The organism is Micromonospora sp. CPCC 206171, from assembly GCF_036906755.1.
Classification (GTDB): Bacteria; Actinomycetota; Actinomycetes; order Mycobacteriales; family Micromonosporaceae; genus Micromonospora; species Micromonospora purpureochromogenes.
Genome location: NZ_JBAKHT010000026.1, coordinates 25818 through 48452 on the forward strand (window position 1 = coordinate 25818; position 22635 = coordinate 48452).

Below are 22635 nucleotides of genomic sequence, written 5' to 3' on the forward strand. Positions count from 1 at the left end.
ATCACCCTCAGCGTCGCGGCCTGACTCGCTTCGGCAGGACGTTGCGAGCCGGCCGGGACGACCCGTACCGGCCGGCTCGCGTCCGACCGGACATCAGCTGTCGAGGCGCTCGATGATCGTCGCGTTGGCGGTGCCGCCCGCCTCGCACATGGTCTGCAGGCCATACCGGCCGCCGGTGCGTTCAAGCACGTGCAGCAGACTGGTGGCAAGGCGGGCGCCGCTGGCCCCGAGCGGGTGGCCGATGGCAATCGCCCCGCCGTCGACGTTCACCTTCGCCGGGTCGGCGCCGGTCTCCGCGAGCCAGGCCAGCACCACCGAGGAGAACGCCTCGTTGACCTCGAACGCGTCGATATCGGCGAGGGTAAGGCCGGCCCGGGCGAGCAGCCGTGCGGTGGCCGGGATGATGCCGGTGAGCATGAGGATCGGGTCATCCCCCACGACCGTCGCGGTGTGGATTCGAGCCCGGGGGCGCCAACCGCGCCGCCGGGCGGTCTCGCTGGTGGTGAGCAGGAGCGCCGCCGAGCCGTCGTTGAGCGGGCTGGAGTTGCCGGCGGTGACCTTCCAGTCGATCTCGCCGAAGCGGGCGGTCCAGTGCGCGGCGGCGAAGGCCGGCGGCAGCTCAGCGAGGCGTTGCACCGTGGTCCCGGGGCGGATGGTCTCATCCGTGGCGAGCGCGACGCCGGGCAGCGGGGCCACCTGGCTGTCGAAGTGTCCCTGGCGCCAGGCCTCGGCGGCCCGCTGGTGGCTGGCGGCGGCGTACTCGTCGAGCTGGAGGCGGGGCAGACCCCACTTGCGGGCGATCAGCTCCGCGCTGACGCCCTGCGGGATGAGGCCGCCCGGGTAACGCGCGGCGACCGACGGTCCGGCGACGTCGGCGCGGGCGCCGGCCACGACGGCCGAGCTGCCGATCGGCACCCGGCTCATCGACTCCACCCCGGAGGCGACCACGATGTCGTACGCCCCGGCGACCAGCCCCTGGGCGGCGAAGCTGAGCGCCTGCTGGCTGCTGCCGCACTGCCGGTCCACGGTCACCCCCGGCACGGACTCGGGGAACCCGGCAGCAAGGGCCGCGAGCCGGGTTGTGTTGGTGCTCTGCTCGCCGACCTGGCCGACGGCGCCGCCGATGACGTCGTCGATCTCGCCCGGGTCCAGGCCGGGGACCCGGGCGACGAGGCTGCGCAGGGCGTGCGCGTGCAACTCGACGGGGTGGACGTCGGGGTACGCGCCCCGCTTCGCCTTACCGATCGGCGTTCGTACCGCCTCCACGATGACCGCATCCCGCATCAGTGCCTCCTGCCAGCTGAGCCGGACCGATCGGTCCGGGACTGAGTGGTCCGATCCTGCGCCGCCCGGATCCAGCCGGTCAATCATTACCGGACCGACCGGTCCGTTATCCTCGCCACAGCGGACGGGAAGGGAGGAAGGTCATGGCGCGCATCGCTGCACCTGGAAGCCGGGACCGCATCCTGCGCACGGCCGGCGACCTGTTCTACCGGCACGGCGTACGGGCCGTCGGGATGAACCGGGTGATCGAGGCGGCCGGCTGCGGCAAGAACCTGCTTTACACCCACTTCCCCAGCAAGGACGACCTGGTGGCCGCGTACCTGCGGGCCTGCCGGGCGGTGCGGGACCGGGACTCGGCGGCCGCCAGGGCGGACCTGGGGGACGACGATCCGGCAGCGCGCCTGCGCGCGCTCGTCGCGGAGATAGCCGCCAGCACCACCCGCCCGGACTTCCGTGGCTGCGCGTTCCGGATGTACCTCACCGAGTTCCCGCAGGACGAGGGCGAGCCCGCCCAGGTGGCCCGAAACTACCTGCGCGACACCCGGGCCGAGATCGACGACCTCGTCGCCCGGCTGGACGTGGCGGACCCCGGCCAGCTCGCCGACCGGATCTGGCTCATCGTGGAGGGGGTCTACGCGAGCGCCGCCCGCACCGACTCGGCCACCGCGTCCGCCGCCGCCATCCGGCTCGTCGACGACCTGCTCGCCGCCGCCGTGCCCCGCTGAGCGGTCACTCGGCCAACCGCAGATCACAAGCCTTGCCGCTGCCTGGTGGCGGGGTAGGAGATTCAAACCTGCGCAGCTTTCGCGACGGATTTACAGGGCGTCCGCGATCTTGCCGTGGTCGACCGAGCTGACCTGCTGTTTCTCGGTGGCCACACAGCCCAACCGCGCCGGGCTGCCACCATCTGCCCCACGGCCCGGCCTGGCCTCGGGCGGCCCATCGCGTAGATCACCTGGCGCGCGTCGAGCTCCTCGAACAGGGCCACCAAGGACGGCTGTCACGCAGGTGCTGGGACGGATTCATGGCGATCGGGAAAGTGCTCTGCACGGGTGTCCCGGCGAGCAGCACCAGTAAATAAGAAGCCGATGAGGGCGCACCTGATCGTGGAGAGTCAAGACAGGTCCAGGTTGGACCTTGTGCTGTAGGGCTATGCCGGGAACTTGACAGCGACCTGGACGTGTACGAGAGGGTGACGACCGCGACGACCGGCGACCTCGTCGATCAGGCGCCGGCCGTCGTCGAACGCCTGCTCGCCACGCTGCTGCGGGGTCTGCGTATCGACACCAACTACCTGCCGTACTCCGCAGAGGTGCTGCGTTCGGCCCTACGCTGACGGCGGATAACCGCGCCGTCAGGAGAGCGGGAACCACATTTGACGCCCATCGCTGACGCTGAGATCCGCATCTGCCGCTGCTCGTGCGCGGCCTTTGGCCGAGCCCTGCAGTTCACCGCCTGCGGATTCGTCCATGCGCTAGCTGTCCTGCATGCCAACGGATGCGACGTGGGTCATCAGGGAAGAAGCTGTCCCAGTCGTGGTCCAGGCACGTCCATGCCACCGGCTGCCCGCTCTCTTCGACGAGCGGCGTGGAGGCGTCAACGATCGCGACATACGACAACCCGAGGGTCGGGGACCAGTCTCGGCTATAAGAGCGCACGGCAACGGCTGCGGGCGTGGACAACAACTCCGCGCGGAGTCCCGTCTCTTCGAACAGCTCGCGGCTGGCTGCTTCCCGAGGCGTCTCGCCGGGCTCGACCTTTCCGCCGGGTGGGACCCAGGCGCGCCAGGGATGGTTCACGAGCAGCACCTGACCCAGATCCTCGTCGAAGACCCACACCTCGGCCCCAAGCGGGGACACGAGCGCCTCTTTGGCCCGGTCCAGCCACTGGCATGCGTTGTCGAACTCCCGAACGGCCCGGCGCGCGTCCACTTCCGCAGCCGCGCAAGATCGCAGCAGTAGCTCTTCGCTCATCAGCCGAACCTAAGGCGAGGCTGTGACACCGAAGGTTCCTCGCCTTGTCATGGCGGCTGCCCGCACAACGGCCAGCAACGTCCGCACATGCTGCGGACAGGTCATCGCAGTGCGGAGACCGAGCGGACGGGAGGCGGCGGCGCGGGCGCAGCGGGGCGCCGAGTTGTTGACCAAGCGGAGGCGCTGTGACGGCGTGGGTCAGCTTGTCTGTTGTCCTCTGGCCTTGACGAGCGCCTCGGCGGCTATCGAGCCGACAGCCCAGTAGCCCGTTGGTGTTGGTCTTGCGGCTGCTGCCTCGGATGACCTCTGGCCCAGCGACGAGCGCGGTCGGCTGGACCGGTCCGCGAGCGGCCCCTGCTGCGGGGACCGGCAATGAACCGGCCGCTGGTCAGGGCGGCCGTGACTACGATCAAGGCGTGAGCAGGGGCGGCGAGGTGAGGTTGGATCTCCCGGCGCGGGACGGCACGGCGCAGGAACAGTCAGAAGTTGAGCTGATCGGACGTATCGGGGAAGCCGTTCTGCTCGACGACTTCCTCGCCAGCAGCGCGGCCGGTGGTGCTGCCCTGCTGGTCTCGGGGGAGGCGGGTGCCGGCAAGACGGCGCTGTTGGACCTCGCCGCGCCGCGAGCGGCGGTACGCGGATTCCGCGTCCTTCGCGCGGCGGGTGTTGAGTTCGAGTCGGAGATGAGTTACACCGGTCTGCTCCGGGTGCTGACCCCGCTGCTGGCCGGGCTCGATCGGCTGGGCCCGCCGCAGGAACAGGCGCTGAGTGTTGCCTTGGGGCTCACCGAGGGGCAGCCCCCGAGCCAGTTGGCGGTGGCGAACGCAACGCTGTCGCTGCTGCGGGACTCAACGGTCGGCCAGCCACTGCTCCTGATCGTGGACGACCTGCCCTGGATCGACGCGGTCAGCGCCACGGTGCTCGCCTTCGTCGCCCGTCGACTCGCCGGTAGTCGGGTGGGTTTCCTCGCCGCCTTCAGGACGGGGGAAGGGGGCTGCTTCGAAGGCGCCGGACTCGATGAGCTGGAGGTTAAGCCACTCGACGACGACGCCGCTGCCTGCCTATTGACGATGCGGTTCCCGGCCCTTAGCCGGCCGGCGCGTCAGCTCGTCCTTGATCAGGCGGAGGGCAACCCACTGGCGTTACTCGAACTGCCCCGAGTGCTCAGCCGACCGCAGGCCGCGGAGGTGGCGCCAGGCTTTGCCGTCCTCCCGCTCAGCCAGCGCCTCGAGGGAATGTTCGCCACCCGGGTCAGCCAGCTCCCCGACAACACCCGCAAGGTGCTTCTGCTCGCCGCTCTCGAGGGCACCGGGGACATCGGCCTGCTGGAAGCTGCCTCTGCCCAGGCAGGTGGGTTGAGCAGCCTCTCCCACGCCGAACGCGCGGAACTCGTGCATGTCGATATGAGCCGCTCGCGACTCGACTTCCGGCACCCCCTGGTCCGGTCTGCCGTGGTGCAGATGGCGGGCCCAGGCCAGCAACGCTCGGCACACGCGGCACTGGCGGAACAGTTGCACGACCAGCCGTACCGCCGGGCGATGCACCTGGCAGGGGCAACCGAGGGCAAGGACGAGTCCGTGGCGGGCCTCGTTGAACGGGCTGCGGTGGAAATGCAGCGACGCGGCGACCCGGTGGGTGCGGTTACTGCACTACGTCGGGCTGCCGAGTTGAGCCCGCACGGCGGGGACGAGAGCCAGCGGCTTGCCCAGGCCGCCTATCTCCGCGCGGACGTGACCGGTGATCTGCGCGGAGTGCCCGAACTGCTGAATGACGCGCGGCGTGCGGATGCCGCCTCGACACAGTCCCTGGCCTCGGCTGTCGCGCTGTCCTCGCACCGACTTCACATCGACGGAGACGTTGATTCGGCGCACCGTACGGTGGTAGAGGCCATCAATGCGCTTCCCGACCGTGACGCGCCGGATCAGACCCTCATCGAAGCTCTCTACTACCTGGTGGCAATCTCGTCGTTCGGTGCTCGTGACGAACTGTGGCGACCGGTCCACGCGGCGATCGACCGGCTCGGTCCGCGTGTCCCGGAGTTCCTGGCGCTGCTTGCCACGACCTACGCTGACCCGGTTCGGCTCGCGCGGCCGATGCTCGGCCGACTCGACACGGCGGTCGCGCGTTTGACCAGCGACACCGACCCGGGCCACATCGTCCGGGTGGCGATCGCGGCGGGGTATGTCGATCGGTTGCCCGCCTGCCGCGAAGCACTGTCCCGCGTGGTCGAGCACGGCAGAACCGGTGGGGCGATCACCGCCGCGATCCAATCGCTCCTGCTTCTGGGCAATGACGCCTTCAGCGCGGGGGAGTGGGACAAGGCGTGGCAGCTGTGCGGCGAGGGTCTCGAGCTGTGCGAGAGTCACGGCTACCGGCTGCTGGGCTGGCCGATCATGCACCAACGGGCGATGATCGCGGCCGCGCGAGGCGACACCGACGAAGCACTCGCCGTTGCCGACCACCTGGACACCGGGGCGACGCCGAGGCGGGTGGGCCTCGTCACCGCCTACGCATCGGGCATCAGAGCACTGGCCGCCCTCGGGCGGGGCCAGCCTGACGAGGCGTTCCGGCACGCGAACGCCGTCAGCCCCGCGGGAACTCTCGCCTCGCACCTGCCGTACGCGATGTGGGCGATCCTCGACCTCGTCGACGCCGCCACCCTTGCTGGAAGGCACCGTGAAGCGGCAGCGCACGCGGCTGCCGCCGAAGGTGCCCGGCTCCGCGAGATCTCGCCCCGCCTGGCGCTCATCGCCATCGGATCGTCAGCGATCGCCGCGCCGGATGACCGGAAGCGAGACCTGTTCGAGGAGGCACTCGCCGTGCCCGGCGCGGACCGCCATCCGTTCGAGTTCGCCCGGATCACGCTGCACCACGGCGAATATCTCCGCAGGAGCAAGGCCGTCGAAGAGGCGCGAGAGCCGCTTGCCGCGGCCCGGCGCATCTTTCAGCGACTACGTGCCGAACCGTGGTCGCGTCGAGCAGGTCGTGAGATAAGGGCGGCCGGAGGCTCCGCCGGCACCCAGCCAGCGGAGCGGGTCGAGCTCACCGAGCAGCAGCGGGAGATCGCGCAGCTCGCGGCGACCGGCCTCACCAACAAGCAGATCGGCGAACGGCTCTTTCTCTCTTCCCGGACCGTGGGAACACACCTTTATCAGATCTTTCCGAAGCTCGGCGTCACCTCTCGCGCCGAGCTTCGCGACGCACTGGCGAAGCTACCTTCAGATGACCGTGACAACTGACAGGACCGGATCGGCGAAGCTGCCGCCGGCCTCGTCGCATGTGGCCCACAGCAGCCAGACAGCTGGTGTCAGGAGAGGCTGTGATGACGGGTCCTGACGCCACCTGGGGTGGTGCCGGCAGCCGACTCGTCGGGCGCGAGTCCGACGTCGCATCCCTTCATGCGTTCGTCGACCGGGCCGTCTCCACCGGCGGTGCCCTCCTGCTGACTGGGGAGGCCGGGGTGGGCAAGACAGCGTTGCTGGAGTCGGCTTCCCAGCACGCGGCGGAAACCGGTACGACAGTGTTGACGGCGGCCGGGGCGCAGTTCGAGGCCGATCTGAGCTACGCAGGGCTCAACCAGCTCCTGTACCCCCTGCTCGACGACATCGACCGGCTCGGCGCCGCGCACCGCCGGGCCCTGACCGTCGCCCTGGGTCTGAGCGGCGGACCACCCCCGGAGCACCGCACACTGTCGCGAGCCGTGCTGGACCTGCTGCACCAGGCCGCCGGCGAGCGCGGACTGCTGATCGTGGTCGACGGTCTTCCCTGGATCGACCGGGCGAGCTCGGTCACGCTCGGGTTCATCGCTCACGGGCTGGCCGGCAGCAGGATCGCATTCCTCGCTGCGCGCCGCTCCGGCGAGGAAGGGTTCTTCGATCGGACCGGCATCGACGAGTACGAGGTTGATCCACTGGACAATGTCGCATCAGCCGCCCTGCTGGCGGAGCGGTTTCCCGCGCTGGCCGCCCCCGTCCGGCAACGCCTGGTAGCTGAGGCTCAGGGAAATCCGTTGGCCCTGCTGGAGCTGCCGGGATCGCTCACCGACCCGCAGCGCACCATGCAGACTCGGTTGCCGTCGCTACTGCCCTTGAGCCGTCGGCTCCAGAACATGTTCGCTGCCAGGATCGCGGGCCTCCCAGCGCCGACCCGCCGCCTGCTGCTGACCGCCGTGCTCGACGGGACAGGAGATTTGGGCGTACTGGGCCGTGCTGCTGCCGGGCACCTGTCGACGAATCTCGCGCCTGCCGAACGGGCTCGGCTGGTGCAAGTGGACCGCGCTGAGGATCGGCTGCTGTTCCGTCATCCGCTGATGCGGTCCGCTGTCGTTCAGCTTGCGATGAGCGAGGAGCGCCGAGAGACGCACCGGTGGCTTGCAGACCACTACCGGGACCAACCCGACCGGCGGGCGTGGCATCTGGTGGAAGCTGTGGCGAAGCCGGACCCGGAGGTCGCTTCCGTCCTGGAACGAGTCGCAGACGCGACTCTCCAGCGTGGCGATGCGGTAGGGGCGGTCACCGTCATGCTCCGCGCCGTCGAAGTGAGTCCTCGTGGTCGCGAGCGGAGCCGCCGCACGGCCGAGGCCGCGTATCTCGGGGCGAATATCACGGGTGATTTGCATCGGGTTACCCAACTGCTGGACGGGATTCGTCGAACTGACCCGGGGCGCGCGGCGTCCCTGGCCGCGGCGGTCGCAGGCTCGTCGCTACTGCTGAACGGCGACGGTGACGTCGACACGGCGCACCGGTTGCTCGTCAGCGCCTTGGAGATGGAAAGCGACATCGAACTGGCTGAGGAGAAGAATCTCGCCGAGGCGTTGCACATGCTTCTCCTGGTCTGCCTGTTCGGCGGCCGGCCGGACTTGTACGCGCCGTTGGACGCGGTAATCCGCCGACTCGGCGCCCGGACCCCCGAACTTCTCTGGATTACCAGTAAGACCATCGCCGACCCGGCTCGTACCGCACCCGAAGCCCTTGACCGGCTCGACGCCGTGCTGTCCGGCGTAGACAGTGAGGTGAACCCGAGCCGGATCGTCCGGATCGGCATTGCCTGCGCCTACGTCGACCGGCTGGCCTCATGCCGCGCCGCGTTGTGGCGGGTGGTGGAGGGCGGACGTACCGGTGGTGCCGTTGCCTCGGCGATCGAGGCGTTGTTCCTGCTCGGCAACGACGGCTTCTTCGCGGGGGACTGGGACCGGACCCTTGTCACGATCGAGGAAGGCCTCAAACTGTGTGACAACCGCGGCTATCGGGTGCTGGCCTTGCCCGGGCTTTTCCTGCGAGGGCTCATCCATGCTGCTCGAGGGCGGACGGACGTAGCGTCGTCGCTGGCCGACGAAATGACTGGATGGGCCACCCCCAGGGGCATCGCCCTGGTGTCGCACTATGCCGCTCACGTGCGGGCGTTGGCGGCGTTCGGCGAAGGGGACGTTGAGGCCGCATACCAGTATGCGGCAGCGGTCAGTCCCGCAGGAGTCCTGGCCTCCCACAACGCCCACGCGATGTGGCTCGTGCTGGATCTGACCGAGGCTGCTGCCCGGACGAATCGGCGCCGGGAGGCCGCAGCGCATGCCGCCGCGGCACGGGAGGCGGGGATCGCCGCCATCTCCCCACGTTTGGCGCTGCTCGTGGCCGCCGCCTCGGCTGTCGCCGCTCCCGCGGGCCGGGATGTCGAGCTCTTCGAGGAGGCGCTCTCGGTGCCGGGTACGCAGCGCTGGCCCTTCGACCTGGCCCGGGTCCGCCTGATCTACGGGGAACGTCTTCGCCGGATGAAGGCCACCACAGAAGCCCGACAGCATCTCACCCAGGCGCGCGAAACCTTCCGGTGGTTGAAGGCGGAGCCGTGGGTCGAGCGGGCCAGCGCCGAACTGCGAGCAACAGGCCTAGCCATCCCCAGCGGTGGCGCCACTCATCTCGCAGTGCTTACACCTCAGCAACAGCAAATCGCCCTGCTGGCGGCGCAGGGCATGACGAACAAGCAGATCGGCGCCCGGCTCGCTCTGTCCCCTCGCACGGTGGCTACCCATCTGTACCAGCTGTTCCCCAAGCTGGGCGTCACGTCACGCGCCGGTCTGCGGGACGCCCTCACCCAGCTGTCGGCGACAGAGATCGGCGATCCACCGCGGCAGGACGAATAGGCGGCCGGGCGCAGACGGCTCAGGCGGGCCCATAGGTAGAAGTGGTGACGAAAGTCGTTCATTTGTAGGGCCGGGAGGTGCAGCTAATCACGCCGCCGGTCCTCAGGTGAGGGGCGTGCATGTGTAGGCGTGACCCGTGCCGCGGGCAGGAAGGGGCCGGCCCAAGGCCTTCCCAAAGGCAAGTCAAATGACTGAATCGGCTGTCACCACGCCGCCCTAGTGTCGTGGACGCGCCACGCGGTGGCGGTCAGAGACAGGAGAAACACAATGAGTGCAGATTCGACGACGAAGAACGTCGTCCTCGTGCACGGCGGCTTCGTCGACGGGTCCGGCTGGCAGGGCGTGTACGACCAGCTCACCAAGGACGGCTTCAACGTCACCATCGTTCAGAACCCGACCCTCTCGCTCGAGGGGGACGTGGCCGCCACCCGCTGGGTCCTGGACGGCCAGGACGGTCCGGTCGTCCTCGTCGGCCACTCCTACGGAGGCGTCGTCATCAGCGAGGCGGGGAACCACCCCAACGTCGCCGCGCTGGTCTACATCGCGGCGTTCGCTCCCGACAAGGGAGAGTCGGTCCAGACCCTCATCGCCAACCCGCCGCCCGGCGCGCCGGTGCCGCCGATCCTGCCGCCCCGGGACGGCTTCCTGCTGCTCGACCGGGAGCAGTTCGCCGAATCCTTCGCCGCCGACCTGCCCGCGCAGCAGGCCGCCTTCATGGCTGACTCGCAGGTGCCGTGGGGCGTGGACGCCCTGAGCGGCCAGGTGACCGAGCCGGCCTGGCGCAGCAAGCCGAGCTGGTACCTGGTCGCCACCGAGGACAGGATGATCCCGCCGCCCGCGCAGCGGGCCATGAGCGAGCGTACGGGCGCGACGGTGGCGGAGGCTGCTGGAAGCCACTCGATCTATGTGTCCCAGCCCGGCGCGGTGGCCTTGCTGATCAAGGACGCGGCCAGCGGCGCGCACAGCCCGTCCTAGCTCGACGATTCCTGGAGACCCCTCGTCGCCTGCCGTCTGAACGACAGTCCGCGACCAGGTCGTCCCACGCCACCCCGGCACGTCGAGCCGGCTGAACAGCCGCTGCCGAGCCTCGGATGGATTCCTGCCGACTCTGCTTCGGCCCGTTCCTCATTCCTGATCAACTCGGCCGGCTTTCACCCGCCGGGGCGCAGCGCTGCGCCCCTTCGTGTCTCCACCCCGAAAGAGAGATAGACAATGAACCTTCGCCGTATCCTGCGGCCGTCCGCCTGGATCGCAACCGCCGGTGCAGCCGTCGCTGTGGCAGGTGTACTCGCCTCGACGGCTTCCGCCGCGCCGACGCACCACTTTGGCTGGGGTAAGGACAAGCCCACGGTCGTGCTGGTGCACGGAGGCTTCGCCGACGCCACCAACAGTTGGAATGGGGTGGTGAAGCGGCTTCAGGATGAGGGCTACCCGGTCATGGCGCCGGCCAACCCCCTGCGCGGCCTTGCCACCGACTCGGCGTACCTCGCCAGCGTGCTGGACAGCATCGAAGGGCCGATCGTGCTGGTCGGCCACTCCTACGGCGGGGCCGTGATCACCAACGCGGCCGCCAACGACCCCGACGTCAAAGCCCTCGTCTACATCGCGGCCTTCGTGCCCGACAAGGGCGAGACGCTCGGAGAGTTGATCGGCAAGTACCCCGGTAGCGAGATCCAGGCCGCCTTGAACCACGTGCCCTTCCCCAACCCGGACGGCTCAACCGGCACGGACCTCTACATCCAGGCCGACAAGTTCCGCGCCGTTTTCGCCGCCGACCTGCCGGAGTCGACCACCACGGTGATGTCCGCGACCCAGCGGCCGTTCAGCGCCCAGTCGTTCGCCGATCCGACGCAGGCGGCGGCGTGGCACACCATCCCGTCCTGGGGTCTGGTCGCCACCGCCGACAAGGCGATTCCGGCGGAGCTTGAGCGATTCGAGTACGAGCGGGCCGGCGCCCGAAAGGTGGTCGAGGTGAGCGGCGCATCGCACAGCGTCATGGCCAGCCAGCCCGGCGTGGTGACCAAGCTCATCGTCGAAGCGGCCAACGCCACCGACTGACCCGGCGGCATACGCCAGGTTCAGCTCAGGCGCTGCGACCGGTGCCGGCGGTCAGCCCAAAGACACCCTTTGGGCTGACCGCCCCGTCCGTTCACCGTCGCTGGTCGTTCACCGGCCGACCGCTCTCCTGAAAGGACGGGATGAGCCGGTCTGGTGCCGGCGGAAGGTCGTGGCGCCCGGCGTCCAGGTCGGTGAGGTCTCCCGCGGCGTTGATGAGGCCGATGTGTGAGAACGCCTGAGGGAAGTTGCCCAGGGCTTCCCCGCTGTACGGGTCGATCTGCTCGGCGAACAGGCCCAGGTCGTTGACCCGGTCGGCGAGCCGCTCGAAAAGCTGCCCCGCCCGGTCCCGCTCGCCGGCCAGCGCCAGGCAGCTGACCAGCCAGAAGGAGCAGATCACGAAGCCGGCGGGGTCGCCCTCCCAGCGGCGTAGCAGCCCGTTGTGAGACAACCGATCCTCGATCATCCGGATGGTGGAACGCATTCTCGGATCATCGGCGGGAAGGAAGCCGACCAACGGCATCAGCAGCACCGACGCATCCAGCTCCTCGGTGTCGAACGCCGCGGTGAAGGCCCCAAGTCGGGCGCTGAAGCCCCGGGTCAGGACGGCTCGGCGTACCTCGTCCCGTGCCGCTGCCCACCTGGCGACGTCCGCCTCGGAGCCGAGGCGGGACCCGAAGCGGACGGCTCGGTCCAACGCCGTCCAGCACTGCACCTTCGAGGACACGTAGTGGCGTGCGTCGCCGCGTGCCTCCCACATCCCGGCGTCCGGCAGGTGCCAGTCCTGCTCGGCCCGCTCGATCATCGCGCGCAGCAGTTGGCGAACGTGCGGCGGCATCGGGTCGAGGTGCTCGCGCATCAGCCAGGCAGCGGCGAGCGCCTCACCGGGCACGTCGCTCTGACGCTGCTGCCAGGCGTCGTTGCCGACCAATACCGGGCGGCTGCCGGCGTAGCCGGCGAGGTGGTCGAGGCGGTGTTCGGTGAGGTCCCGTTCCCCCTCCACGCCGTACATGATCGGCACGATGCCCTCGTTCACGCCCATCGACCGCGCCAACCACCCAATCTGCAGGTTGACCTCATCCGTGCAGGCCACGCGCCACAGCGCCTCCAGCGTGAAGCTGAAGTCGCGTACCCAGCCGTAGCGGTAGTCGTAGTTGCGCTCGCCGCCCAACTCCTCGGGCAGGGACATCGTCGGGGCGGCCACCATCGCACCACTGGGCCGGTAGGTCATGCCCTGCACCACCAGCGCGCTGCGTAGTACCTGGTCCCGGTAGAGGCCACGGTAGTCGTGCAGAGCCATGAAGGAGCGCCAGCCCGCGACGGCGTTGTCAATCACCTGTTCGGCGTCGAGCATCGCCGGCGGGCCGGCACCGTAAGCCGGTGCGTACCCCACGGTGAAGCCACGCGTCTCGCCGGCCCGTACCGTGAACGACCCCGACGCCTCCCCGGCCTCGCAGACCAACGGGATGGTGGCGCGCAGATCCAGCCGGGCCGACGCGGCTATGGCGACCAGCGCGTCGTCCTGCCGCACCAGCTGGGCGGCCATCCGGCCGTACTCGAACCGTGGCCGGTAGTGCAACCGTAGTCGAACCTCGCCGGAGAGCCCCCGCACCACCCGGGCCAGCACCCTCGGCGAGCGCAGACCAACCTCATGGCCCCGCGCACCCGGTTCCAGGGCCAGCGCGTCGACCACTGCCACGCTGCCGGTCCCGGTGGTGAAGACGGTACGCAGCACGAGCGTATCGGTCAGATAGGCACGCTCCGTGCTGAACCTACCCTCGGGACGGATCACCCAGTGCCCGGCCTCATCGTCAAGCAGGCGGGCGAACACTGACGGAGCGTCGAAGCGTGCAGGGCACCACCAGTTCACCGACCCGGCGCGGTCCACCAGCACCGCGCTGCGACCATCGGCCAGGAAGCCGTGCTCCGCGATCCGTCCGCACCCCATGGAACGGACTACCCGAGCGGAATGGAGTGACACCGCCACGTCACGCCTCGAACCGCAGTCCAAAGCCTGACAGCGCACCTGGCTCTGGCCGCCGGACCGGTCGTGGGTGCCGGGCGTCGTGCCGGGCCGGTTCAGCCGACGGGTGTCACTCTCGGTCGGCGGTGAAGGGGGAGATCCACTCCGAGCGCGTCGCGGTGATCATCTGCACCCAGGCATCCTCGATGATTGTCCTTAACAGACGGACACCGGGTTACGAGGCGTCGCTAAGCGGGATTCAGGATCGGGAGGCTACCTGTGGCAGGTGGCGAGCAAGTTCGGTACGCAGGACGCCAGTCGCGGGCCGAAGCAGGCCGACGCTGACCGTGCAACGCCGAATACGGCTCCGGATCGCGCGGATCGGCGGGACCGCCCGCGCGATGAAGCTCTACCGCCGGAGCGGGCGAGCCGCCGCAGTGGGCCATCACCTGGGCGAGCGTTGCGGAGGACCCGTCGCGGTTGCGGCACCCCGTTCTGCGCCGTGAGCTGACCCGGGTCGGGAAGACTGTGCTCAGCACGACGTTCCGGCCTGTTCGGACGCCGCCCGCAGCGCCTCGGCTGCACGACGGACGCGCCGCGACCGTCGGCCGGCCCTGGCGGACTACCAGTAGTTGGGCTGGTCCAGTGAGCCGCGCTTCGGCCGCGGCGCTGTGAACAATGTAACCAACAGGACTAGACGCCGGTAAATCTTGTTAGGATTTCGCATTTCTTCATGCCGCCACATTGAAGAAGGGATCCGTCCAAATGCAGATCGTGGACACCGCGCGCTATCCACTGGCCGACCCGGGGAGCGACGCATGGGAACGCGTCGTTTCCCGAACGCGCACCGAACTGCGCGAGCTCGGGTGCAGCGTGCTGCCGGAGTTCATTCTGTCGAGCAGCTGGGAGGCGCTGCGGCGAGAAGGCGCCGGGGTCGCCCCGCTGGCGTACTACGACGTTGAGGAGACCAACGTCTACAACATCGCGTTCGACGACGACCTGCCGGCCGAGCACCCGGGCCGCATCGTGATGCAGCGCGGCAACGCGTTCGTCCCGCGCGACCGGATCCCCACCGACAGCGTCATCCACCGGCTCTACATTGACCCGTCGTTCGTGCGCTTTGTCGCCGCCTGCTTCGAACTCCCGGAGCTGCACGAGCTCGCCGACCCGCTGTCCGGCCTGGTGCTCAACGTCGTGCAGCCCGGCATGGAGCACCCGTGGCACTTCGACACCAACGAGTTCACCGTCAGCATGCTGACCCAGGAGCCGGAGGAGGGCGGCGTCTTCGAGTACTGCCCGAACATCCGGTCGGCGGGCGCGGAGAACTTCGACGCCGTCCGTTCCGTGCTCACCGGCGCCGACCGCTCGCCGGTGCGGACCCTGACCCTGCGCCCCGGTGACCTCCAGCTGTTCAAGGGCCGGTACGCGCTGCACCGGGTGAGCGCGGTGCGCGGCGCCACGGCCCGGCACTCAGCGATCTTCGCCTACTCCGAACGCCCCGGCGTGATGGGCAGCGTCGCCCGTACGCGGCAGCTGTTCGGCCGGGTCCTGCCCGCGCACCGCGACGCCGAGCGCAATGCCGTGCGAGTCGACCAGTTGCTGGATTAGTAATCGCGAGGAGCCGCCCCCGTGCGTTTCGACCGGACCGGAAAAGTTTCCCTCGACGGCATCTACACGCAACCCGATCCCCGCGCCTATTTCACCACTCTGCGGAAGCTCGACTATTACATTCCCCAACTCGCCAAGCCCTATTTTCAGCAGATCATCGGGCAGTACCGCCAATCGCGGCAGGTGGACGTCCCGACCGTCGTCGACGTCGGCTGCTCCTACGGCGTCAACGCGGCGCTGCTGCGCTGCGACGCCACCATGGACGACCTGTACGACCGCTACGCCGGCGCCGAGTGCACCCGGCAAGCGCTGCTGGAGCGCGATCGTGAGCTGGTCCGGGCGCACCGGTCCCCGGCCCGGTTCGTGGGGCTGGACGTGTCCCGGCCGGCGCTGGGGTACGCATCGGCGGCCGGGTTCCTCGACGACGCCGTGCAGGCCGACCTGGAGGCGCGCGAGCCCACGGCGCGGCAGCGCGCCCTGTTCGCCGGTACCGACATCGTGATCTCCACCGGATGCCTCGGCTACGTCACCGGCCGGACACTCGTGCGCGTGGTCGAGTCCCGCCGGGACCGGCTGCCCTGGATGGCGCATTTCGCGCTGCGGATGTTCCCGTACGAACCGATCGCCGACAGCCTCGCCGCCCTCGGTTACGACACGGTGCGGGTGGACCGGACGTTCCGGCAGCGCCGTTTCGCGTCCGATCGGGAACAGCGGCAGGTGCTGGAGACGATGTCCGCCGCCGGCGTTGATTCGGAGGGTCTGGAGACCGATGGCTGGTTGTACGCTGAGCTCTACGTTTCCCGGCCCATCGGCACTCCCGACCCCTTGACCTTTGACGTTGACCAGTCACTGACCCAGAAGGCCGCCCGATGAGCAGCGAATTCCAGGAGACCGAGTGAGCACGTTCGAGAACGAGGACACGCTGCCGCGGGTGCCGTTGCCCGCGCTGGAGGACACCTGCGCCCGGTTCCTCGAGTGGTCTGCGCCGCTGCTGACGGAGGAAGAGTTCACCGACACCGAGGCCGCGGTGCAGGAGTTCGGGCGGGCCGACGGTCCGGGGCCGAAGCTGCACGCCGATCTGGTGCGGTACAACGCGGATCCGGCCACGCACAGCTGGTTGGACACGTTCTGGCCGGCGCGCTATCTCGGTCGCCGGGACCGGATCGCGTTGAACGCCAACTTCATCTTCCTGTTCCGCGACACGCCGTTGCGCGGCCTCGCCGAGCCGCAGGTGGAGCGCGCGGCGAGGCTCATCGCCGCCGCCGTGAACTACAAGACCCAGCTCGACGACGAGCGCATCCCGCCGATCGTGACGCGCGGGCAGCCGTTGTCGATGGAGCAGAACAAGTTCCTGTTCTCGACCACCCGCATCCCGGGGCCGGTGCAGGACACCGTCCGAGCGCCGTACAGCGACGAGATGCCGGGCCCGTCGACGGCGCGGCACATCGTGGTGTTCCAGCGCGGCAACGCGTACCGGATGGACGTGGTCGGTCCGGACGGGCGCCCGTACTCCCTCGACGACCTGGCGGCCGGCCTGCGTGAGGTGCAGAAGGCCGGTGCCGCGCGGGCCGCGACGGCCACCGCGGCCGGTCATCTCACCACGATGGCCCGGGCCGAGTGGGCGGCGGCCAGGGACCGGCTGGCGGCACTGGATCCCGGTAACGCCGCGGCGCTGGACACCATCGAGACGGCGCTGTTCTGCGTGTGCCTGGAGGACCTGACGCCGACCGACGACCTGGCGGCCTGCGACCAGTTGCTGCACGGCGACAGCGGCAACCGGTGGTTCGACAAGGCGGTGTCGCTCATCGTGTTCGCCGACGGCACGGCCGGCATCAACGTCGAGCACTGCGGGCTGGACGGCACCACCATCCTCAGCTTCGTCGACACGATGCTGGCCGCGTCGCCCGAGGAGCACGCCGCGCAGTCGGGTGCGGCGGCGCAGGGGGTGCCGGTGATCGAGCCGGTCACGTTCGTGCTCGACGACGCGCTGCGGGCCGACATCACCGCCGCGGCACGGTCGTTCGCCCAGTACGGCGCGGACACCGCCACCGTGACCCTGTCCTTCGACGAGTTCGGGGTGGACGAGGTCAAGCGGCTGCGGATGTCGCCGGACGCGTTCGTGCAGATGGCATACCAGCTCGCGCACAAGCGGGCCAAGGGCTTCATCGGCGCCACGTACGAGTCCATCGCCACCCGCCAGTACCGGCGGGGGCGGACCGAGGCGATGCGCGTCGTCACGCCCGAGGTGCTGCGGTTCGTGTCCACGATGGACGACTCCGCCGCGTCACCCGACGAGCGGCGGGCGGCGTTCCGGGCCGCGGCCGACAAGCATGTCGAACGGGCGAAGCAGTGCCAGGCCGGTGCCGCACCGGAGCAGCACCTGTGGGAGCTGCAGCTGATCCAGAAGCGGCGTGGGGCGGCGCTCGGCGTGCCCGAGCCGTCCCGGCTGTACGAGACGCCGGGGTGGCTCAAGATGCGCGACGACTACCTGAGCACCAGCTCGGCGCCGTCGACCAGCATCCGCTACTTCGGGTTCGGGGCCACCAGCAGTCGCTGCATCGGAATCGCGTACGTGCTGCTGCCGGACCGGTTCAACCTGTACCTCAGCACCCCGCGCCCGGTCGCCGGCATGATGTACACGTTTGCCGACCGGCTCCGCGAAGCGTTGCGTGAGCTGCGCGACCTGCTCGACGAGCGGTAGCCCGGGTCGCCGGTCCGCCGCCGGCCGCTCGACCTCCGCGACCTGGTGGTCGGCGTGGCGGCGGAGCCGACGGCGTCAGCGTTGGGTGAATGGCGGCCGAACACCAACGGCGTCCGCTACTGCCGAGGTGACTGCGTTGCCCAGGACGGTGCCTTGCTGCCGCAAGCTGGGAGAGATCCGGTACCGGATGGTGACACATCGTGGGATGTTGACTACAAGGGGTGTCGCGCAGGGCCGTCGTGTGGCTACCGTGGCCACGGCATCGATTCATGCACCTAGATCATTCGGTCAGGAGTGACGATGACGACGATCCCCGCCGTGGACCTTCCGTTCCTCGACATCACCGCGCCGGACTTTCGGTTCGACTCTCCCGCGGTCGCCGCGGCACGCGAGGCGAACTGGTGCGCCATGACGCCGATGGGACTCATCGTGCTGCGCCACGCCGAGATGCACCAACTGCTCCGCGACCCGCGGCTGGCGCAGAGCGGCGAGCGCTACCTGGAGCTGATGGGCATTTCCGACGGACCGTTGTACGACTGGTTCGTGCCGATGATCCTGCACCAGCGCGGCGCCGACCATCTGCGCCTGCGGCGACTGGTCAGCAAGGCGTTCTCGCCACGGATGATCGAGGGCCTGCGGCCGTTCATGCGTGACACCGCGACGAGTCTGACCGCGGCGATCGCCGAGCGGGGCGAGTGCGAGTTCATGGCAGATTTCGCCGACCCGATGCCGGTGCGGGTGATGTGCGCGCTGCTCGGCGTCCCACCGACCGATTACGAGTCGTTCCGCCGCTGGTCGACCGATGTCGGACTGGTCTACAGCTTCACCCTGCCGCAGCTGCGTACGCGGGTGGAGGAGGCCGTCGTGGGGCTGCGTGCGTACGTCGACTCACTGATCGAGCAGCGCCGCGCCGAGCCCCGGGACGACCTCCTGTCGGCGCTCATCGCCGCCGAGGAAAGCGGGGACCGGCTCAGCACTGAAGAACTGCGCAACCTCGCCCTCACCCTCGTGTTCGCCGCGCACGACACGACCCGTAACCAGCTCGGTCAGGCGCTGGCGACGTTCAGTGAGTACCCCGACCAGTGGCGGCTGCTTGCGAAGCGCCCGGAGCTCGCGCCACAGGCCGTGGAGGAGGTCATGCGATGGGCGCCGGCGGTACCGACGATCTTCCGGTTCCCCGTCGAGGACCTCGACCTGCACGGTGTCCACGTCCCAGCGGGCACCTTCCTGCTGCTCGGCACGCACGCCGCCAGCCGGGACCCGCTCGCCGTCGACGACGGTGACCGTTTCGACATCACGATCCACCGGCAGGTGCCGCACCTGACCTTCGGCGGTGGACCGCACTACTGCGTCGGCGCACCGACCGCCCGCGTCGAGATGGCCGAGTCGCTGATTGCGCTCAGCAGTCAACTGGCGCCGCCGTCGATAGCCGGCCCCGTCACCTGGCGTCCGCCCACCGCCATCCATGGACCCGAGAGCCTGCCGCTCCGGTTCGGGCGGGGTTGAGCATGCACCGCGCCTGGATCGCCGGCGGCTCGGCAGTCGCGCTGCTCGGTGCCGCGACCATCTGGGCGGCACGGGCGGCGGTCGCCAGGATCGAAAGCAACCCGGACCCCTTGCCGTATGACCGGCTTGCACGGGAGCCGCAGGGCGAGGAGGTGCTCGTCCCGCGTCCGGACGGAACGGTGCTGCGCGCGATCGTGACCGGGGACGGCCCGCCGGTGGTGCTCGCCCACGGATATGGGGCCTCGCTGCTGGAGTGGAACGTGGTGTGGGACGCCCTGGTCGCCCGCGGTCACCGCGTCATCGCCTTCGACCAGCGCGGCCACGAGCGCTCGACGCTCGGTTCCGCCGGTACCGGCTCGAAACCCATGGCGGCGGACTACGCCGCCATTTTGGACCACTTCGACGTGCGTGACGGCGTGCTGGTCGGCCACTCCATGGGCGGGTTCATCGCGATCCGTGCAGTGCTCGACCACCCCGAGCTGGCCCGGCGCCTGCGCGGCCTGGTGCTGTTCGCTACCTGGGCGGGCCGCATCCTCGACCAGGCACCACAGAATCGGCTGCAGATTCCGCTGCTGGAAACCGGTCTTCTGCAGCGGCTCGCGCGCACTCGTGCCGGTGGTGTGCTGTTCGGGGCCGCGCAGTGCGGCACCCGGCCGTCGCCAGCCATGATCTCCGTGTTCCGGGACGTCTTCGTCCGTCAGAGCCACCAGCCGCTCATCCCGATCGTGCGGGCCTTCAGCCGAGAGGACCGTTACCCCCGGCTGAGCGAGATCAGCGTACCGACCGTCGTCGTGGTGGGCTCGGCGGACCGCTCGACGCCCCCGAGCCACTCACGCCGGCTCGCCGCCGGCGTGCCCGGAGCGCGGCTGGTGAGCGTGCCCGATGCCGGACACCTGCTCAACTGGGAGGCGCCCGATGTCCTCGTCGAGGTCATCTCGTCACTCCAGCAGTAAGCACCCACGCAGCCGGCGCGTCGAAGCCGCACCCGTCGGTGAGCGGTTGATGAGGTGAGCAGTCGGGCATCGAGAGGGGAGCGGTCGACGTGCCCGGTGCAGCGGTCGACACCGGCCTACAACGGCACCCCGGGCAGCCGGGAACTGAACGCTTCGTGCTCATCCACCAGCCAGCATGGCTACTTGCGGTGTAGATCAACTCTGATTCCCAAGCCGAGGGTAAAACGCTACCTACGATGATGTCCGTGCCTCACTGGTCTGAGACTGCGCGCGTCGCCGAAGAGCGAGGCGACTGGGATCGAGCAATCGCGGTGGTCGGTGCTGTTGCGGAGTGCTACGGCAACGACCACGAGCGGCATCACGCACACCTGTGGCACATGGATCTGCTTGCTCGGGCCGGGCGTCACGTCGAGCTGGCGGCTCTCGGCCAACGTGACGCGCATGCGCGCAGGCGGCTGAACCGGCTGTTCTACGAAAAAGGCCGGTCGGAGGATCTACGACAGCGAGCGCGATCCGGAGATGGCGCAGCGCAGTACCTCCTCGAACGCCTGGCCGGAGATCGGAATGGTTCGTGTGCCGAGTAGGTGGGTGACAAACTGGGTGACGACGGCCACGAGCGGCGGCGGACGCCGGTTCCGGCCGCCGACCTGGGAATCCCGAGCGGTCAGAACGAGAAGTGCTTGACCACCGCCCAGCCCCGCTCCGCGGACCTGGCGTAGAAGGCCCGAAGGTCCTCGTGGTACTGAGCCAGGCGCTCCCGCAGCTCCTCATCCAACTCGGACGAGGGCAGCTGCCGCCACTCCTGCCACCGGTCCGGGAACGAAACTCTCTCCAGGTACGCCGCCGTGCGCGCCACGTCCGGCGGCTCGAGCGCCGCGTGGCCCGGACCGCCGCCGGGGTCCGGTATGTGCCGGCCTCCGAAGACGGGGAGCGCCCGGTCGCCGGTTAGCTGCGACTGGAGCAAGTAGAGCTCGTCCAGCTGGAAGAAGCCGCTCTCCAGCCATACTGCGTCACCTGCCCGGACCCGTCGGCGCAGTTCGTCGAACTCCACATCGAATAGGGACTCAAAACCCGCCGGGTTCCCGGGCAGCTCGGAGGATTCAAGCCCTTGAAAGTAGACCCACATACTCACTCTCGGCAAACTACCTGGCGCCACCGACGCGAACCTTCGCCGCCAGGCACCGCAGGCACGACCGCATAGTCGACGAAAACCAGGTCGAGGCCGACAGGCCAGCGTCAAGTAAGAGGGCAGCCAGGAGGCCGCGAGAGCAACAGCAACGATCGGCACCAGACGACACAGGTCGGCAAGGAAGCCCCGCTGCGCAGGGCGACGGTAAGAAGGGCTGTGGTTACGCGGCGGCTCGCTCTGCCAGGATGGCGGCCATGTTCGACGGGGAATTGACGATCCAAGGGTACGAGCTGCCGGACGGCGCGCGGCTGGTCGACGGCAACGTGCTGCTTGAGCGGCCCGGGTTCTGGCCGGTGTACCTGGCCTACATGGGCGGGGCGGTATATGACACGTCGGCGGCGTTCGACGTACCCGAGTCCGCACGTTCCGACATGGAGCGGACGCTGCTGGACCGGGCGCAGTGGCCCGTGTTGTCTGTGCGGCTGACACCGGCGCACGGGAAGTGGTGGCGGTGGTTACGCATCGTCAATCGCAACATGCCCGACGATGGTGGGCTCGACGTGCTGGTCACTTCGGATCTCGGCGGGTCGGCTGTCCGGATTGCCGGGTTGGGCGAGTTCTACGGGCCGGGGTTGTGCTGGGAGGAACTGTGGGCGCTGGCGGACATGCCCGATCCCGTGCTGACCCGCGAGCAGCGCCTGTTGCTGGCGTTGCCGTTCACGGGCGATGGAGTGGTGCCGGCTGATGCCCGTACGGTCGTTGCGGCGGCATTGCGGTCCGTGGGTGCGACGAGCAACGTCGACACGCTCGTTAGTGATCTCGTGGATCCGGCGGAGGGGCGGGGCGCTGGAATGTGGGTGATCCGGCACGGCGTACGGATGTGTCTGGCCCGGCACGCGCTGCGGCACATGCAGGACACGTCGCTGAACGAGTTGCGGGAGGTCGACCTGGCGTTCGGCGCCCGGTTCTTTCGAAGTCGATCGGGTAGCCGGGAGTATCGGCCGCGCGCGGCGGGCCGAACGGTGCCGCGATGGCGGTTCGAGGTGGTCGGGGCCCGGGCGGACGGTGTGGGTCTGCGGCTACTGGGCCGCCTCGATGGTGAGATCCGAGACGGGGAACCGGCGCGGCTGATGGACGGTGTCGCCGAGGTACCGATCGCCGCGGTTGGGGTCGGGGATGACCCCGCGACCCGGAATCTGTTCCTGACGATCGACGCGGAAGTGCCCCCGCCGGCGCCAGGCGCGCAGCTGCTTCCTGCGGACGGATAGCGCGCAGGCCCCGACACTTTTCATTCTTGGGGCAGGGCTCAGAAATCAGGACTGGAAGTTCG

16 protein-coding genes are annotated in these 22635 nt (G+C 69.3%); 12 read left to right on the plus strand and 4 right to left on the minus strand.

From position 1 onward, the window contains the following. Positions 1-93: 93 nt before the first annotated feature. A complete protein-coding gene (locus tag V6U89_RS24465) occupies positions 94-1284 on the minus strand; it encodes a thiolase family protein (RefSeq protein ID WP_334573872.1) in 1191 nt (396 codons plus the stop codon). Positions 1285-1427: 143 nt separating this feature from the next. Here V6U89_RS24465 and V6U89_RS24470 point away from each other — a divergent pair, with 143 nt between their 5' ends. Both V6U89_RS24470 and V6U89_RS24475 read left to right on the plus strand, forming a co-directional pair. Continuing rightward, positions 1428-2009: a TetR/AcrR family transcriptional regulator gene (locus tag V6U89_RS24470; protein WP_334573876.1), complete on the plus strand. Its 582-nt coding sequence runs from the start codon at positions 1428-1430 to the stop codon at positions 2007-2009. 455 nt (positions 2010-2464) lie between these two features. After that, positions 2465-2620: a hypothetical protein gene (locus V6U89_RS24475; RefSeq protein WP_334573879.1), complete on the plus strand. Its 156-nt coding sequence runs from the start codon at positions 2465-2467 to the stop codon at positions 2618-2620. A 112-nt stretch (positions 2621-2732) separates the two neighbouring features. Here the strand turns inward: V6U89_RS24475 and V6U89_RS24480 are convergent, their stop codons facing one another. Continuing rightward, positions 2733-3257, minus strand: a complete 525-nt coding sequence (locus tag V6U89_RS24480) for an NUDIX hydrolase (RefSeq protein WP_334573881.1) — start codon at positions 3255-3257, stop codon at positions 2733-2735. Positions 3258-3673: 416 nt separating this feature from the next. Between V6U89_RS24480 and V6U89_RS24485 the strand changes: the two genes are divergently transcribed. The 4 genes from V6U89_RS24485 (at position 3674) to V6U89_RS24500 (ending at position 11448) form a co-directional block, all read left to right on the plus strand. Beyond that, positions 3674-6496, plus strand: coding sequence for an ATP-binding protein (locus V6U89_RS24485; RefSeq protein WP_334573884.1), 2823 nt, complete (start codon positions 3674-3676; stop codon positions 6494-6496). 83 nt (positions 6497-6579) lie between these two features. Continuing rightward, the gene (locus tag V6U89_RS24490) at positions 6580-9390 is read left to right on the plus strand and encodes an ATP-binding protein (protein ID WP_334573886.1); all 2811 of its coding nucleotides are present in this window, start codon (positions 6580-6582) and stop codon (positions 9388-9390) included. A gap of 267 nt (positions 9391-9657) precedes the next feature. Next, on the plus strand, positions 9658-10365 hold the full coding sequence (locus V6U89_RS24495) for an alpha/beta hydrolase (protein ID WP_334573888.1): 708 nt from the start codon (positions 9658-9660) through the stop codon (positions 10363-10365). 237 nt (positions 10366-10602) lie between these two features. Next, on the plus strand, positions 10603-11448 hold the full coding sequence (locus V6U89_RS24500) for an alpha/beta fold hydrolase (RefSeq protein WP_334573892.1): 846 nt from the start codon (positions 10603-10605) through the stop codon (positions 11446-11448). 91 nt (positions 11449-11539) lie between these two features. Here V6U89_RS24500 and V6U89_RS24505 read toward each other — a convergent pair whose 3' ends face one another. After that, positions 11540-13393 carry a glycoside hydrolase family 15 protein gene (locus tag V6U89_RS24505; protein WP_334573894.1) on the minus strand — a complete coding sequence of 618 codons (1854 nt, stop codon included), beginning with the start codon at positions 13391-13393 and terminating at the stop codon, positions 11540-11542. A gap of 780 nt (positions 13394-14173) precedes the next feature. Between V6U89_RS24505 and V6U89_RS24510 the strand changes: the two genes are divergently transcribed. The 5 genes from V6U89_RS24510 (at position 14174) to V6U89_RS24530 (ending at position 20176) form a co-directional block, all read left to right on the plus strand. Beyond that, on the plus strand, positions 14174-15016 hold the full coding sequence (locus tag V6U89_RS24510; protein WP_334573896.1) for a HalD/BesD family halogenase: 843 nt from the start codon (positions 14174-14176) through the stop codon (positions 15014-15016). A 21-nt stretch (positions 15017-15037) separates the two neighbouring features. Continuing rightward, positions 15038-15889, plus strand: a complete 852-nt coding sequence (locus V6U89_RS24515; RefSeq protein WP_334573898.1) for a hypothetical protein — start codon at positions 15038-15040, stop codon at positions 15887-15889. A 22-nt stretch (positions 15890-15911) separates the two neighbouring features. Further along, complete coding sequence (locus tag V6U89_RS24520; protein WP_334573900.1) at positions 15912-17717, plus strand: choline/carnitine O-acyltransferase; 1806 nt, start codon at positions 15912-15914, stop codon at positions 17715-17717. 300 nt (positions 17718-18017) lie between these two features. Continuing rightward, positions 18018-19223 (plus strand): cytochrome P450, encoded by a 1206-nt coding sequence (locus tag V6U89_RS24525; protein ID WP_334573902.1) that lies wholly within the window; start codon positions 18018-18020, stop codon positions 19221-19223. A gap of 2 nt (positions 19224-19225) precedes the next feature. Continuing rightward, positions 19226-20176: an alpha/beta fold hydrolase gene (locus V6U89_RS24530; RefSeq protein WP_334573904.1), complete on the plus strand. Its 951-nt coding sequence runs from the start codon at positions 19226-19228 to the stop codon at positions 20174-20176. Positions 20177-20840: 664 nt separating this feature from the next. Here the strand turns inward: V6U89_RS24530 and V6U89_RS24535 are convergent. Further along, complete coding sequence (locus V6U89_RS24535; protein WP_334573906.1) at positions 20841-21227, minus strand: DUF1877 family protein; 387 nt, start codon at positions 21225-21227, stop codon at positions 20841-20843. A 332-nt stretch (positions 21228-21559) separates the two neighbouring features. Between V6U89_RS24535 and V6U89_RS24540 the strand changes: the two genes are divergently transcribed. Further along, on the plus strand, positions 21560-22573 hold the full coding sequence (locus V6U89_RS24540) for a hypothetical protein (protein WP_334573908.1): 1014 nt from the start codon (positions 21560-21562) through the stop codon (positions 22571-22573). Positions 22574-22635: the final 62 nt, after the last annotated feature.